The sequence below is a fragment of the Bacillus sp. EE-W1 genome (assembly GCF_009760835.1).
GTDB classification, from domain to species: Bacteria; Bacillota; Bacilli; order Bacillales; family Bacillaceae_G; genus Bacillus_A; species Bacillus_A wiedmannii.
In genome coordinates, this window is the sequence record NZ_WIPE01000116.1 from 15445 (window position 1) to 30456 (window position 15012).

Sequence of the window (15012 nt, forward strand, 5' to 3'; positions counted from 1 at the left end):
CTACAAATGAACTAAGGAGATTATATATGGAAGAACGTTATTATCATCTCCAAAATAGCAGAATAAAAAAGAAACGAAGAAGAAAGTTTTTCTACTTCCTTATTTTCGTATTTTTATTTGGTGGTGTAGGACTTTATATATTAAATTCCTACTCTTCTCTCATGGGGATGTATAGTGGTTTTACTCGTCAAAAATCGGACTTGAGAACCGAAGATGTAGAAATTACAAAGGAGCCTTTTACACTCCTCATTATGGGTATAGAAGATTATGCAACGGACGGTCAAAACGGTCGTACAGATTCATTAATGTTTGCGACCGTCAATCCTAAAACTAAAAAGATTTCGCTTATGAGTATCCCTCGTGATAGTCGCGTTCCAATTGTTGGTAAGAACAAAGAGGACAAAATTAACGCTGCGCACGCTTACGGCGGAGAAGAAATGGCAATCAAAACTGTCGAAGGTTTTCTAAAAGTTCCTGTAGACCATTATATTAAAATTGATTTCCAAGGCTTTAAAGGAATTGTTGATGCTGTTGGCGGTGTTACTGTTGATGTCCCATTCGATTTTTGGGAGCGTTCAGACGTGGATTACTACAAAAAAATCGAATTTAAGCAAGGACAACAAGACTTAAATGGGGAAGAAGCACTCGCATACGTACGTATGCGAAAGCAGGATCCAAACGGCGATTATGGTCGGGCCGCTAGACAAAGACAATTACTAGCCGCTGTTGCTCAAAAACTAAATTCAGCCTCTACCGTATTTAAAATTAAAGATTTAACAGCAGTCGTTGGAAAATATATAAAAACTGACATTCCTATTTCAGACGGACTGGCTCTTTACAATAAACTATCTGGATTTGATCCTTCTACAATGCAAACGTTCAAACTTGAAGGAGAAGACAAAAAAATAGGTGGTATTTATTACTTCCTTCCAGATCCAATCGGTGTAGAGACAGTACGTAACGAAATTAAAAAAGAATTAGGAGAAACAGCAAACACTCAAGAAAATCCAACTACAAAAACCGAATCAAACCATTCTTCAAATTCTAACTCTGACGAAAAGGCAAAGAAAGGAACGAATCAGAATCAGAACAAAGCACCAACTGAACCACCTCCTTCTACGAATGCTCATGCAGAGTGGATTATGAGAAATCAGCAATAACAAAAAGAGCCAAATCGCATATGATTTGGCTCTTTTTTATTTACTTATTAAAGTGTTGTAAAATTGCTTCTACAATGCGCTCTGATGCACGGCCATCACCGTAAGGATTAGATGCTTTTGACATCTTATCATGAGCTTCTTTATCTGATAACAACTCATCAGCAAGACCAAAGATTGTCTCTTCGTCTGTTCCTGCTAATTTCAATGTACCTGCTTCAATACCTTCTGGGCGCTCTGTTGTATCACGAAGAACAAGAACCGGTACACCAAGTGACGGCGCTTCCTCTTGTACACCACCAGAATCAGTTAACATTAAGTATGAACGAGCTGCAACATTGTGGAAATCAATTACATCTAGCGGCTCAATTAAATGAATTCGGCTATGATCGCCTAAAATATCATTCGCTGTCTCACGAACAACTGGGTTCATATGAACCGGATACACAACTTGTACGTCTTCATGCTTATCAACAAGACGTTTAATTGCACGGAACATATTACGCATTGGCTCTCCTAAGTTTTCACGGCGGTGAGCTGTCATAAGTACAAGACGATCGTTTCCAAGTTTCTCTAGTACAGGATGACTATATGTTTCTTTTACAGTCGTTTTTAGTGCGTCAATCGCTGTATTCCCTGTTATGAAAATGCGTGACTCATCTTTATTTTCTTTCTGTAAGTTCGTTGCTGATTTTGTTGTAGGTGAGAAATGAAGATCTGCCATGACGCCTGTTAATTGGCGATTCATCTCTTCTGGGTATGGAGAATATTTATCCCATGTACGAAGTCCTGCTTCAACATGCCCTACTGGAATTTGATTGTAGAAAGCAGCTAAACTCGCAATAAATGTTGTCGTTGTATCACCATGTACAAGTACAATATCCGGCTTTGCTTCTTTCATTACTTTATCCAAACCTTCTAAACCACGCGTTGTAATATCAATTAAAGTTTGGCGGTCTTTCATAATATTCAAATCGAAATCTGGCGTAATTCCAAAGATACTTAATACTTGGTCTAACATTTGACGATGTTGCGCTGTTACAGTCACAATCGACTCAATTTTTTCTGGATGTTTTTGCAACTCTAACACAAGAGGTGCCATTTTAATTGCTTCTGGACGTGTCCCGAAAATTGTCATTACTTTTAAACGTTCAGTCATTTCATTGCCTCTTTTCTTTCACTAGTTACAACTTCTATTATGACATATAAGAATATACATGAATACATGCCTTTTTAACGAATAACGGAAAATTCCCTCTTACAAATACTTTCTCTTCCAACCGAATAATAATCTATCTCTTGCTTCTTGACATCCTCAATAGTATAACAATTTCTTCCATCTAATAAAATAGGTTCTCTCATAAGTTGTGCGTACCTTTCTAACGGATAAGCTCGGATAGCCTCCCATTCTGTCATGATAAAAGCCGCACTCGCTCCTCTAATCGATTCATCTATACATTCGCTATATTGTATAGTCTCTCCAAAGATATTTTTCATATTTGGAATCGCTTTTGGGTCATATAGAACTACATCCGCACCTATATGAATTAATTCTTGTATCATAATAAGGGACGGTGCGTCTCTTATATCATCAGTATTCGGTTTAAATGCCGCTCCCAGCACCGCAATCCGCTTCTTGTTCATATTTAATACTTTCTTCGCTTTCTCAATCAATAACAACTGTTGTTTATTATTCACTTCAATGACTGCTTTTAACAAGCGAAAATCATGCGCCACATTCCCTGCAATTTGCACAAGGGCTTTCGTATCTTTCGGAAAACACGAACCCCCATAACCAATGCCAGCATTTAAAAAAGACGCCCCAATTCTCTTATCCATTCCCATCCCTTGTGCAACGTCTAATACATTGGCTCCTACCTTCTCACATATATTTGAAATTTCATTGATAAAACTAATTTTTGTCGCTAAAAAAGCATTCGATGCATATTTAATCATCTCTGCACTTTTTATATTTGTAACATACGTTTTTAAGCGTAATTCACTATACAAATTCTCCACTTTTCGTTCCGCTTCCTCATTATCTTCTCCAATTACAATACGATCTCCCTGAAAAAAATCGTAAATCCCTGAACCTTCCCGTAAAAATTCAGGATTCGATACGATATGTAATTCATATCTATTTTGTAATTTCTCCTCAATCCATCCCCTCATAACATCATTTGTACCTACAGGAACCGTACTTTTCGTAACGACAATAATGTCATTCGTCGCATATGTTCCAATATCGTCACAAGCACTTCGAATATATGTTAAATCCGCTGTCCCATCTAATAAAGATGGCGTTCCAACTGCAATAAATATAAATTCTGCATCGTAAAATGCTTTTACTCTATTTGTTGTAAAAGTTAAACAGTCATTCTCACATGCATCATTTATTAATTCATATAAACCCGCTTCATAAATAGGCAGATCTCCTTGCTTTATCCGTTCAATTTTCTCATCATTTATATCAAAACATGTGACTGAATGGCCTAACATTGCCAATCCTACTCCTGTAATTAATCCAACGTATCCGGTACCTATTATCGTAATTTTCATTTCCTTTTCGCACAGGAATATACAATAGAAAATATACGAATACATAGAATTCTCCCTGTGCTTCCCCCTCTCACATTAAAAATGAGAAAACTCTTTTACTTCTTTATTATATGAATTACTTTTTCCATTCTTTTTTAAGTTTTTGTAAAATTACATGTAAGAATATAAAATGAAACTTTATTCAGTAAGGGGCATCCATCCCCGGCTAATTATTAGTTAAACCAATCAGGCTTTTACAGGAATTAAGATCCCCACCTAACTTCTTTTCTCCAACTGAATTTTGAGGTGCGAACCTTACTGCCCGTTCATGCGGATAAATTCCCACATTTTAACACGGAACTTACTCATTTCTAGGTGTAACACTTATAATACTGAAATAAAAATATTCATTATCGAAAAAAGAGAAAATGTCATATTCTAAAGTCCAATACAATTAACCTTCTCAAATGATTCAACATTCTGTATACAATTGTCATATATTCTATCCGCTTCCATTTACCACACAAAGAAAAAAAGATTGAATTCTAATCTTTTTGTGATACCATATGTTATGAGCCTGTAAATAAACATCATAATTTTCAGATAAATATATTAAAAAAAATTACGTTAGACTATAAAAGGGTGGGGTATTAATGGACTCACAAGTGATTTATGCCATCTTGGCATCTTTCATCACTGTACTTGTCGTTACTCCTTTAGTTATTAAGTTAGCTTTTAAAATAGGAGCAACAGATAAGCCAAACGCTCGTAAAGTACACCAAAAGATTATGCCTCGTCTTGGCGGGTTAGCGATATTTATTGGTGTAGCTGTAGGATTTGTTGTCGGCGGCTTATACGAACAAAGAATGTTATCGATAACGCTAGGTGCGATTATCATTGTAATCATCGGTATTTTAGATGATATGTACGAGTTATCTGCGAAGGTAAAATTCGGTGGACAACTACTAGTTGCCATGATGATTGTAAAAAGTGGATTATTAGTGCAAGTATTATATATCCCAATCCTCGGGGATACTGAACTTGGATGGCTTGCTTATCCAATTACAGTATTTTGGATTGTAGGTATTACAAATGCAATCAACTTAATTGATGGCTTAGATGGGTTATCTGCTGGTATTTCATCTATCGTACTTGCAACGCTAGCATATATGGCCTTCACTAGCCCATGGGGCACTGGAGCCGCTATTATCTTACCACTAGCATTAATTACATTAGCAAGTACAATTGGATTTTTATTCTACAACTTCCATCCAGCAAAAATTTTCATGGGAGATACAGGCGCACTATTTTTAGGATACTGTATTTCTGTTATATCGTTACTTGGATTATACAAAAGTGTAACGTTATTCAGCTTTATCGTTCCAGTTATCATTTTAGGCGTACCTGTATTTGATACGACATTTGCAATTATCCGTCGTATCGTAAATAAAAAACCTATTTCAGCACCAGATAAATCGCATTTACATCACCGTTTACTTGCAATGGGCTTCTCTCATCGTAAAACGGTACTAATTATATACGCATTCGGTATTTTCTTTAGTGTAAATGCAATCATTTTCTCTAGTGCGACATTATGGTTATCCATTATTCTTCTTTTCGTTTTAATCTTCTTTACAGAAATCATTGCTGAAGTAATTGGGCTTGTACATGAACGTTACAAACCACTTATTTCCTTTTATAAAAAAGTGAAAAAACGCGAAGACTAATTGTAGTATAGCCTTTACAATTATGAAATATTCAAATAGCATCCTCTTTCTTATAAGAGGATGCTATTTTTTATTCATCATTTTATATTTCCAAAATATAGATTGTTTGAGAGCTCCACTATTGGAGAAAGATATACATAATAAGAAAAGGATTATATTTTCTTTTTTACATCTTGATTGTCAAACTGAGGGTGAATGTTATGATCAAGCGAGTATTTCAATACGTTATTTTATTTTTAACAATTACTATGTACACGTCATCTCATGCAGGAGCAACTACCATTACCCCTGCTGAACATCATCCAAATACCGAAACTACCTCTTCTACAAAAAAAATCGCGTACTTAACATTTGATGACGGACCAAACAAATATACTACGCAAATTTTAAACATCTTAAAGGAAAAGAACGGAAAAGCAACTTTCTTTGTTATTGGTGGAAAAGTACCACATTATAAAAAAACAATGCAACGATTGATTCAAGAGGGGCATTATATCGGACTTCACAGTATGTCACACGATGTAAAACGCCTTTACACTGGTGATCCATCCGCTTTAATTACAGAAATGGAACAAACACAAAATATTGTTCAGCAAGTTACAAAATTAAATTCACATCTCGTTCGTGTCCCGTATGGTAGCATGCCTTACTTAAAAAAGAATTACCGTGATGCACTTGTATCCGCCCAGTATAAAATGTGGGATTGGACAATCGATACATATGACTGGAAAAGCTATGACAATCCTTCTGCCATACTAGAAAGAGTACGTAATCAGAGCGATGAACAAGTCGAAGTGATTTTAATGCATGATTCGAGTGTAACCGTACAAATACTGCCTAAAGTAATTGATTACTTACAGTCACAAGGATACAAACTTCTTCCCTATAATCCATCTTCTCACCTCGAAGTGAACTTTTGGAAAGACACAAGATTGTAACAGCTTTAGTGCCTATTTGCTAAAGCTGTTTTATTTTTCTCTTCCCACCCTTCCCATTTTTGTGTAAAATTTTAAATAGTGATGAAGTTTCGAGGTGAATAGAAATGAAACGAATAGATCTCATTTTTAACGCAATACAAGAAGGCAATTATATAGAAGGTGTAACCGCATCAGAACTCGCTACCCTGTTGCAACTAGATCGTGCCAATGTAAGTAGCGACTTAAACAAACTTGTAAAAGATAAACGTTTATTAAAAACAAATACGCGTCCTGTTCGTTTTTATATAGAAACGAACGCTTCGTTGGAAACGCATTCAAAGGAAATGACTTCATTAGATACATTTGCAATTGAAAATACAAGCCTTAAAATCGCAATCGAAAAAGCGAAAGCTTCTATTCTCTATCCTCCAAACGGTATGCATACTTTACTGCTAGGAGAAACAGGGGTCGGAAAATCTATGTTCGCTTCTTTAATGCACGAATATGCAATTGAAGTTGAACAGCTTCCTAAAAATGCACCATTTATCGTCTTTAACTGTGCCGATTACGCAAATAATCCACAGCTACTACTGGGGCAGTTATTTGGGATTAAAAAAGGAGCTTATACAGGGGCAAGTGATCAAAAAGGGTTAATTGAAAAAGCACATGAAGGGATCCTTTTCTTAGATGAAGTACATCGCCTTCCTCCAGAGGGACAAGAAATGCTTTTCACCTTTATTGACCGCGGGGTATACCGCCGCCTTGGAGAAACAGAAAACGAGCGTAAAGCACAAGTATTAATCATTACTGCAACAACAGAAGAACCAAATTCATTTTTATTAAAAACATTTACAAGACGTATACCAATGACTGTTACGCTGCCACCACTTCGTGAGCGTACACATAAAGAACGATTTGCTTTACTGCAACTATTTTTCACAAATGAAGCAATCCGTCTGCGAAAAGAAATTCACGTTAGTCCGAATGCAATGCGCGCTTTCGTCTTTTACAATTGCCCCAATAACATCGGGCAATTAAAAACGGATGTACAAATTGCCTGTGCGAAAGCCTATTCTGACCTTGTGACAAAGAAACGTGATTCTGTCTACGTTTCAAGTACAGATTTACCTTGGTATATGAAAGAAGGGCTATTCATTGAAAGAAAGAGCCGTCATCTATACCAAATACCAAATGAAACATTTATATTTACAGGTGATGAAGGTTGGAGTAATCATAAAATAGAGAATGAAAAACGTTCTTCTATTTACGATTATATTGATTATAAATACGAAGAACTTCAAGCTCGCGGTATTGAAGAAGACGAATTAGAATTACTAATAGAAAATGATATTCAAAGCTTTTTCGTACAATATTTTAACCAAATTTCTAAAAAAACAAGTCATGAAAATGTTTTTAAAATTGTGGATCGTAATATCGTTTCCGTATGTGAAAGAATTGCGGAACTTGCTGAAAAGCATTTATCTAAGACGTTTGATGAAAAAGTATTTCTCGCTTTAAGCTTACATGTACAGACAACTCTACAACGTTTGCAAGCTGGGAAACAAATTCATCACCCACAATTAAATCAAATTCGTACGAAATATAAGGACGCTTTTTCCGTAGCTATGCAATGCATTCAACTACTGGAGGACGAATTACAAATAACAATGCCTATTGATGAAGCAGGCTTTTTAACAATGTTCTTCGTTGTTGATCCAATTCCTGCCTCACAAACAGAAGTAAAAGTATTAATATTAGCGCACGGCAACGGCATCGCAACAGAAATGGCAAACGTCGCAAACGAACTGCTCGGCATCGAGGAAGTAACCGGTATCGATATGCCGTTACATGAATCGCCGAAAGATTTCTTAGAGCGTGTGAAAGTGTATATGAAAACACTCCAAAATGTAAATGGACTTCTCTTACTCGTCGATATGGGCTCTCTCGCTTATATTGGTGATATATTAGAAACTGAGTTCAAAATTCCGGTACGTGTTCTTTCCATGACAAGCACTCCACATGCACTAGAAGCAGCTCGAAAAGCTCAACTTGGCTACTCGTTAGATGCATTATATGAAACAGTGAAGAACTTAACACCGTTTTACTTAAACGTACAAGAAGAAAAGAAAAAGCCACTATCACCAATGAAGTCTGTTATTTTAACAGCTTGTTTAACTGGGGAAGGCAGTGCTTTAGCTATTCAAAAAATGTTAGAGAACTATTTGCGATTTGACAAAGACTTAATTGAAATTATTCCGATTAGTATCGTCCATGAAAAAGATTTAACGAAAATGATTGAGAACATAAAAAAAGAGCGGAATATCATTTGTATCGTCACAAATTTCGATGTGCAGGTGCCATGCTTAACATACCATTTCCAAGACATTGTAAACTACACAGCGATTCAGCCAATTCAAGAATTAATTACGTATGAAGAAACATATGCAAAAATGGCTGATATTCTGGAACAACAAATGCAGCGGAACGACGGAGCATTACTTATTAAAACAATTCGTTACGCATTAAATACAATTCAAGAATTAATTTCCTTACAGCTAACTCCTGACAGCTTAATGGGTGTGATTCTGCATATGAGCTGTATGGTAGACCGTCTTCAAAAAGGAGAAAGCCTCCTCCCTCATCCAGATAAAGAGAAACGAAGACAAGATGAGTACTGGATGTATATGAAAGTGAAAAAAGCATTACAACCAATTGAAAATACATTTGAAATACAAATACCTGATGATGAAGTGTTTTATATCATGGACTTCTTCATTAAAAATCAGCCTGTAAAAAATTAATCGAAGCAGTTTTTTAAATATATCGACCGTAACGCGAATTATATTAGCGATTTTCACAATATATCGATTTACCGACAATAACCACTAAAATTTGTACCTTATAGGAAAAAGGGCTGTTCCAAAATATGGACAGCCTTTTTTCTACTTCTTTACTTTTCTGATTCTCCCCCTGATTTCGCCCTTCTTATTCGACTTCGTATAAACATTTACATATACATTTGCCTGAATGATTTCTTGAAGTAGGCTATCAAACGCTCTCCCCTGTAAAGGCCCTTCAAAATCTTCCACATTGACTACACCGGTCACGACTCCTTCATTTACACTAATACCTTGCTTTATTGGGCCAAACAAATTTAAAACCACTGGACCAATTTGATCCGCTTTCCCTAAATGAATTTGGCATGATGTAACTTTTTCGATGTTTTTCAATATGATCCGATATTGTAATTTCTTTAAATCATCACTAAATATAAACTCTGTTACACCATAAGCTTCTGTATTTACAGGAGGTATTTCCCTCTTCCCTGTTAACCTCGCAAAGAAATGTGTTGTCATACAGGCATTCTCCTTATATAAATTTCCCAGCACTACTTCTACTACTTTATGGTTTATACATAATCATTTATGACTTTTTCAAGTTTTAATTACGAAGAAAAGATTCACATAATCTTTACATTAGAATCGTTCCTTTTTCTTTACTATCTCTTGTATAATGCACGTAGGAAAGCATTATAGGAGGTAGTTTTGAAAAATAACAAATATACTTTTCACACATTATTAGAGATTTTTCTCGTCTCATTTAAATTAGGACTTACTTCATTTGGTGGTCCTGTCGCCCATCTTGGCTATTTCCACCACGAATACATACAAAAAAGAAAATGGATGGATGAACGAAGCTATGGAGATTTAGTAGCACTATGCCAATTCCTTCCTGGTCCTGCTAGCAGTCAAGTCGGTATGGGGGTTGGATTATTAAGAGGCGGGGTATTAGGAGCTATTATTTCATGGATTGGATTCACTCTACCGTCTGTGCTTGTTTTAGTTTTCTTCGCCTCATTCCTTAATCAATTCGACCTTGGAAGTGCTGGCTGGATTCATGGACTAAAACTTGTAGCAGTCGCAATTGTTGCTCATGCCATATGGGGAATGGCGCAAAAATTAACGCCAGACCGAAATCGTGCGACGATTGCTATTGTAACTGCCGCAATCGCCTTATTATGGCCAAGTAGCTGGACACAAGTCATTCTCATTATAGTATCTGGCTTTATCGGCTGGTTTTTATATCGCAACCAACCAATTAGTCAATCTCAAAATATAAAAGTACCTATTTCAAAAACGATAGCAGTTTCTTGTCTCATCTTATTCTTCGGACTATTACTGTTGCTACCAATATTAAGACCGTTCTCATATTACATCGCTTTATTTGATAGTTTCTATCGCTCTGGCGCACTTGTATTTGGAGGCGGACACGTCGTGCTACCCCTTCTTGAAGGTGAGTTCGTACAAAACGGAATGATGACGAAAGAACAGTTCCTAGCTGGATACGGATTAACACAAGCCGTACCAGGTCCACTATTTACATTCGCTTCTTATATAGGAGCTGTGTTAAACGGGACGCTTGGGGCAATACTCGCAACAATTGCAATCTTTCTTCCTGCTTTCTTGCTCGTTATTGGTGTTTTACCATTTTGGGACAGTGTGAGAAAAATATCTTACATACAAGGCGCACTACTTGGAATCAATGCAGCTGTTGTCGGTATTTTATTAGCAGCTTTTTATGATCCTATTTGGACGAGCACAATTATGAACGCTGTAGATTTTGTTTTTGCATCTCTTCTATTTTGCTTGCTCGCTTTTTGGAAAACACCACCTTGGGTTATCGTTATACTCGGAGCCTTTGGCGGATATATCCTATCGATTTTGTAAATAAAAAAACGACGGCATTATGTAGCCGTCGTTTTTCTATTAAAACTTCACAAGTTCTATTCCTTCAGGCAACTCGCTCTCTGTTAAAATACGCAATTCTTTCACACGATCCATTACGTAAGAAGAACGCTTCACAAGCTCTGGATCAATATACGCTGGATGAACCATAATTTCTACCGTTTGTTCACCTTGTACTCTTTCTTTTAACTTCACAAAGTAATCTTCCGTCACACCATCCGCGTAAAAGTCACTGTAAAACACGTCAGAAAACGGGCGTACTGCTCGCTCTTCCTCACAACGACGAATTGGAACATTATATGTAGCCGCTAATCTCTCAAGAACATCGTGCAAGATCGGTAATCCATGCACGTGATGATGACTATCTAAATGAGTTGGTTTTAATCCGTAAGATAGGAATTTCTCAATTTGAGCAGTCCATTCTCTCTCAACTTCTTCTGCATTTAGCTTCCCTTCCCATACGACGCTTTGTTTATGAAACAATCCATCGCTATTTACAAGTGATGGTACGTCTCCAAGAAGAGGTTTCCCTGCCGTTAATACGAGATGTACGCCTACTCCGAGTAGGTTATATTCTTTTGCTAAGCGTACCGCATGCTCTGTTCCTGGCATATTCATCATCATCGTCGTTGAATTTACAAGTCCATTTATATGTCCATCAATAATGCCGTAATTTGTACCTTCTGTAAGACCAAAATCATCTGCGTTTACAATTAACTTAATCATCGTAATACCTCCTAATAGAATAAAAAAAGCGGGCTAAATAGCGCCGCTTTATTTCTCTACCTTTTTAAAGAACTGCGGAAGATATTCTTTATGTGCTTCCAACATTTCATCTAAAATTTGTTTTGCAACTTTATCTGATGGTACAAGTGGATTAATTGTCATAGCAAGCAGCGCTTTATGATAATCTCCTGTAACAGCAGCTTCAATTGTTGTGCGCTCAAATGATTTAATTTGTTGTACTAAACCGCGAACTGGTACGGGAAGATCTCCGACCGCAATTGGTTTTGGACCCTCTTTCGTAATAATACAGTTCACTTCAACAGCAGAATCATGCGGTAAGCTTGCAATTGTTCCATTGTTTCGTGTATTAACAGGCTGGATATCACCTTTATTATTGTAAATAGACGTAATTAAGCTACATGCTGCGTCACTATAATAAGCGCCGCCACGTTTTTCTAATTGTGGTGGTTTAATATCTAAGTTCGGGTCTTTATATAACTCGAATAAATCATCTTCTAATTGTTTTACTACTTCTGCACGTGTACCTTTTTCAACCGAAGCTTCTTTCTCTTCTTCTAACATTTCACGTGTTTTGTAGTAATAACGATGGTATGGACATGGAATTGCACGAAGACCGCGAATAAAGTCTGGCTCCCAGTTAAGTGCTGCAATATTTTCCATCGTAATTTGCTTTTCTGGATCTGTTACAAGCTCTAACACACGATCCATTACACTTACGCCATCTAAATATACGTCTAGTCCGTATACCATATGATTTAAACCTGCAAAATCAACGTGTACACGACTTGCATCTACTTCAAGTAATCTTGCAAGACCCATGCGGATTCCGATTGGAACGTTACATAGACCAACTACTCTTTGAATATTTGTATAACGAAGGACAGCTTCTGTTACCATACCAGCTGGGTTCGCGAAGTTAATTAACCATGCATTCGGACAAAGCTCCTCCATATCCTTACAAATATCTAAAATAACAGGAATCGTTCTCAGCGCTTTGAATAAACCACCAGGACCATTCGTTTCCTGACCAATTACATCATATTTTAATGGGATTGCTTCATCTTTTGCACGAGCTTCTAATAAACCTACGCGAAGCTGCGTTGTTACGAAGTCAGCATCTTTTAATGCTTCACGGCGATCAAGTGTTAAATGTACCTCGATTGGTAAACCAGATTTTTTCACCATACGCTTCGCTAAGTTACCAACGATTTCTAATTTTTCTTTTCCTGCCTCAATATCTACTAACCAAATTTCACGAACAGGAAGCTCATCATAACGTTTAATAAACCCTTCAATTAACTCTGGTGTATAACTAGATCCACCGCCGATTGTAGCAATTTTAATTCCAGTCATGCTTTATTCCCCTTTCGCTTCTAACTTTTTATAAAGATCAATAAATTCTGCTGCTAATTCTTTTACTGTAATCGCATTCATTAAATGATCTTGTGCATGAATTAAAAGAACACTAATCTCTGTTTTTTCTCCTCTTGCTTCTGATTGTATGAGCTCTGTTTGGAAATGATGCGCTTCATTAATCGCTTCTTTCGCCTTCACCATCGCTTCATCAGCCTCTGCCATTTTCCCCTGTTTGGCAAATTGAAGTGCCTCCATTGCAAAGCTTCGTGCATTACCACTATTTAAAATTAATTGGAATGGAATTTGTTCTGCTGTAGTCATCATAATTACCGCCCTCTCTATTATGGTTCAACCGATTGAAATACCCCTTCAGTTTGAACATTTCTATTACATTATTATTTTATGAATGATAGTTTGGTGTTCTTGTAGATGGATTTCATCTTTTTGAACATGATATAAAGGTAGTTGTTCTCACAGACAATCTTATCTGCGAGAACAACCTTTATGTTACATAGGTACAGAGTTGTTATTTCCTTGTGCTGCTGCTTTTTCAGTACGAACAACAGAACGATCGCATAATACAACAAATGGATAATAGATCACCATCGCAATTACAAAGTTGAATAACTGTAGGAGTGCACCTGAAAGATGTCCACCTGTTACAAGATAACCACTAATAATTGGTGGTGTTGCCCATGGAATCATCCCAACTGTTTTTGGTACCCAGCCAATAGATATAGCTGTATAAGAAGTAATTACTAATACAATTGGTGTTATGATAAACGGTAAGAATAAAATTGGATTTAAAATAATTGGTGTACCAAAGATTACTGGTTCGTTAATGTTAAATGCACCAGGACCAATTGATAAACGAGATACACTGCGTAATTGTGCACTTTTCGCTACAATTAACACAACTACTAAGAACGCTAATGTTGCACCAGAACCACCAAGATATACGAAAGTATCAAAGAATGGTTTTGTAACAATGTTTGGAACATCAAATGCAGATGTACCACCTTTGAATAACTTCATGTTTTCCTCTAATGCCGGTAAGTATAATGGCTCAATAATACCACCAACGATATTTGGACCATGTAAACCGAAGAACCAAAGAAGATGAACAAGGATTACAATGATAATTGCACTTGGTAATGTCCCTGCTAAACTTTGCAGTGGTGATTGAATCGTATTAAAGATAAATTCATGAACACTTGTACCAGCTAATTTCACTGCTAATTGAATACCTGCAACTACTGTTAAGATAACAAATGCTGGAACTATAGCTGCGAACGATCTTAAAACTGCTGGTGGTACTCCATCAGGCATTTTAAATGTAATGTTTCTTTGTACAAAGAAACGGAATACCTCAGTAACAAGGAGCGCCACAATAATTGCTACGAATAACCCTTGTGCACCTGTCCAAGCTAAGTTCAATCCGCCTTCTTTCGGTGTTGTTGGCGTAAGAATAATTAACGCACCAAATGAAATAATACCTGCTGACAAACCATCAACGCCGTAAGATTTTGCTAAGTTATAACTTGTTGTAAATGCTATGATTAGTGCTAGAATTGCGAAAGAACCAGTCCACATTCCACCGCCAACTTGTTTCCACGTTTCACCAAACAAACCTTTCATAAACTCTTGGAAAGCTTCAGACGGAAAACCATTAATTAGTGATGCCAATGCACCAACTAAGATAAGTGGCATAACTGCAATAAATCCGTCACGGATCGCAGCTAAGTGACGTTGCGATCCGATTTTACCAGCGACAGGAACAATATATTTCTCCATGAATGCAATAAACTTTTGCATTTCGCTTCCC

General features: G+C 36.7%; 12 protein-coding genes. 5 read left to right on the forward strand and 7 right to left on the reverse strand.

The window, feature by feature from the left end; translation table 11 throughout:
- Window positions 1-26: 26 nt before the first annotated feature.
- Window positions 27-1160: an LCP family protein gene (locus GFJ36_RS26530; RefSeq protein ID WP_097889562.1), complete on the forward strand. Its 1134-nt coding sequence runs from the start codon at window positions 27-29 to the stop codon at window positions 1158-1160.
- Window positions 1161-1200: 40 nt separating this feature from the next.
- Here the strand turns inward: GFJ36_RS26530 and wecB are convergent, their stop codons facing one another.
- Entirely contained in the window at window positions 1201-2316 is a 1116-nt protein-coding gene (gene wecB / locus GFJ36_RS26535; protein WP_000140139.1) for a non-hydrolyzing UDP-N-acetylglucosamine 2-epimerase, read from the reverse strand.
- Window positions 2317-2390: 74 nt separating this feature from the next.
- A complete protein-coding gene (locus GFJ36_RS26540; RefSeq protein ID WP_157349790.1) occupies window positions 2391-3761 on the reverse strand; it encodes a UDP-glucose dehydrogenase family protein in 1371 nt (456 codons plus the stop codon).
- Between the two features lie 587 nt (window positions 3762-4348).
- On the opposite strand from GFJ36_RS26540, the gene GFJ36_RS26545 reads away from it, so the two are divergent.
- The 3 genes from GFJ36_RS26545 to GFJ36_RS26555 all read left to right on the forward strand — a co-directional run bounded on the left by GFJ36_RS26545 (window position 4349) and on the right by GFJ36_RS26555 (window position 9140).
- Complete coding sequence (locus tag GFJ36_RS26545) at window positions 4349-5422, forward strand: glycosyltransferase family 4 protein (protein WP_000378314.1); 1074 nt, start codon at window positions 4349-4351, stop codon at window positions 5420-5422.
- A gap of 200 nt (window positions 5423-5622) precedes the next feature.
- On the forward strand, window positions 5623-6360 hold the full coding sequence (locus GFJ36_RS26550; RefSeq protein WP_097889560.1) for a polysaccharide deacetylase family protein: 738 nt from the start codon (window positions 5623-5625) through the stop codon (window positions 6358-6360).
- 104 nt (window positions 6361-6464) lie between these two features.
- Window positions 6465-9140: a sigma-54-dependent transcriptional regulator gene (locus GFJ36_RS26555; protein ID WP_046960087.1), complete on the forward strand. Its 2676-nt coding sequence runs from the start codon at window positions 6465-6467 to the stop codon at window positions 9138-9140.
- A gap of 141 nt (window positions 9141-9281) precedes the next feature.
- On the opposite strand, the gene exsM is transcribed toward GFJ36_RS26555, so the two are convergent.
- A complete protein-coding gene (gene exsM, locus GFJ36_RS26560; protein ID WP_000207035.1) occupies window positions 9282-9695 on the reverse strand; it encodes an exosporium regulatory protein ExsM in 414 nt (137 codons plus the stop codon).
- Window positions 9696-9884: 189 nt separating this feature from the next.
- Here exsM and GFJ36_RS26565 point away from each other — a divergent pair, with 189 nt between their 5' ends.
- Window positions 9885-11066, forward strand: a complete 1182-nt coding sequence (locus tag GFJ36_RS26565) for a chromate transporter (protein WP_097889559.1) — start codon at window positions 9885-9887, stop codon at window positions 11064-11066.
- 39 nt (window positions 11067-11105) lie between these two features.
- On the opposite strand, the gene chbG is transcribed toward GFJ36_RS26565, so the two are convergent.
- From chbG to celB, 4 genes are all read right to left on the reverse strand, one after another.
- A complete protein-coding gene (gene chbG / locus GFJ36_RS26570; RefSeq protein ID WP_088064809.1) occupies window positions 11106-11810 on the reverse strand; it encodes a chitin disaccharide deacetylase in 705 nt (234 codons plus the stop codon).
- Window positions 11811-11858: 48 nt separating this feature from the next.
- Complete coding sequence (celF, locus tag GFJ36_RS26575; RefSeq protein ID WP_000145757.1) at window positions 11859-13184, reverse strand: 6-phospho-beta-glucosidase; 1326 nt, start codon at window positions 13182-13184, stop codon at window positions 11859-11861.
- Window positions 13185-13187: 3 nt separating this feature from the next.
- On the reverse strand, window positions 13188-13511 hold the full coding sequence (locus GFJ36_RS26580; protein ID WP_000989050.1) for a PTS lactose/cellobiose transporter subunit IIA: 324 nt from the start codon (window positions 13509-13511) through the stop codon (window positions 13188-13190).
- Between the two features lie 183 nt (window positions 13512-13694).
- Window positions 13695-15002, reverse strand: a complete 1308-nt coding sequence (celB, locus tag GFJ36_RS26585) for a PTS cellobiose transporter subunit IIC (protein WP_088064810.1) — start codon at window positions 15000-15002, stop codon at window positions 13695-13697.
- Between the last annotated feature and the right edge of the window lie 10 nt (window positions 15003-15012).

Coding starts and splice junctions, on each gene's coding strand:
- GFJ36_RS26530 (WP_097889562.1), top strand. CDS start 27: ATGGAAGAACGTTATTATCATCTCCAAAATAGCAGAATAAAAAAGAAA.
- wecB (WP_000140139.1), bottom strand. CDS start 2,316: ATGACTGAACGTTTAAAAGTAATGACAATTTTCGGGACACGTCCAGAA.
- GFJ36_RS26540 (WP_157349790.1), bottom strand. CDS start 3,761: ATGTATTCGTATATTTTCTATTGTATATTCCTGTGCGAAAAGGAAATG.
- GFJ36_RS26545 (WP_000378314.1), top strand. CDS start 4,349: ATGGACTCACAAGTGATTTATGCCATCTTGGCATCTTTCATCACTGTA.
- GFJ36_RS26550 (WP_097889560.1), top strand. CDS start 5,623: ATGATCAAGCGAGTATTTCAATACGTTATTTTATTTTTAACAATTACT.
- GFJ36_RS26555 (WP_046960087.1), top strand. CDS start 6,465: ATGAAACGAATAGATCTCATTTTTAACGCAATACAAGAAGGCAATTAT.
- exsM (WP_000207035.1), bottom strand. CDS start 9,695: ATGACAACACATTTCTTTGCGAGGTTAACAGGGAAGAGGGAAATACCT.
- chbG (WP_088064809.1), bottom strand. CDS start 11,810: ATGATTAAGTTAATTGTAAACGCAGATGATTTTGGTCTTACAGAAGGT.
- celF (WP_000145757.1), bottom strand. CDS start 13,184: ATGACTGGAATTAAAATTGCTACAATCGGCGGTGGATCTAGTTATACA.
- GFJ36_RS26580 (WP_000989050.1), bottom strand. CDS start 13,511: ATGATGACTACAGCAGAACAAATTCCATTCCAATTAATTTTAAATAGT.
- celB (WP_088064810.1), bottom strand. CDS start 15,002: ATGCAAAAGTTTATTGCATTCATGGAGAAATATATTGTTCCTGTCGCT.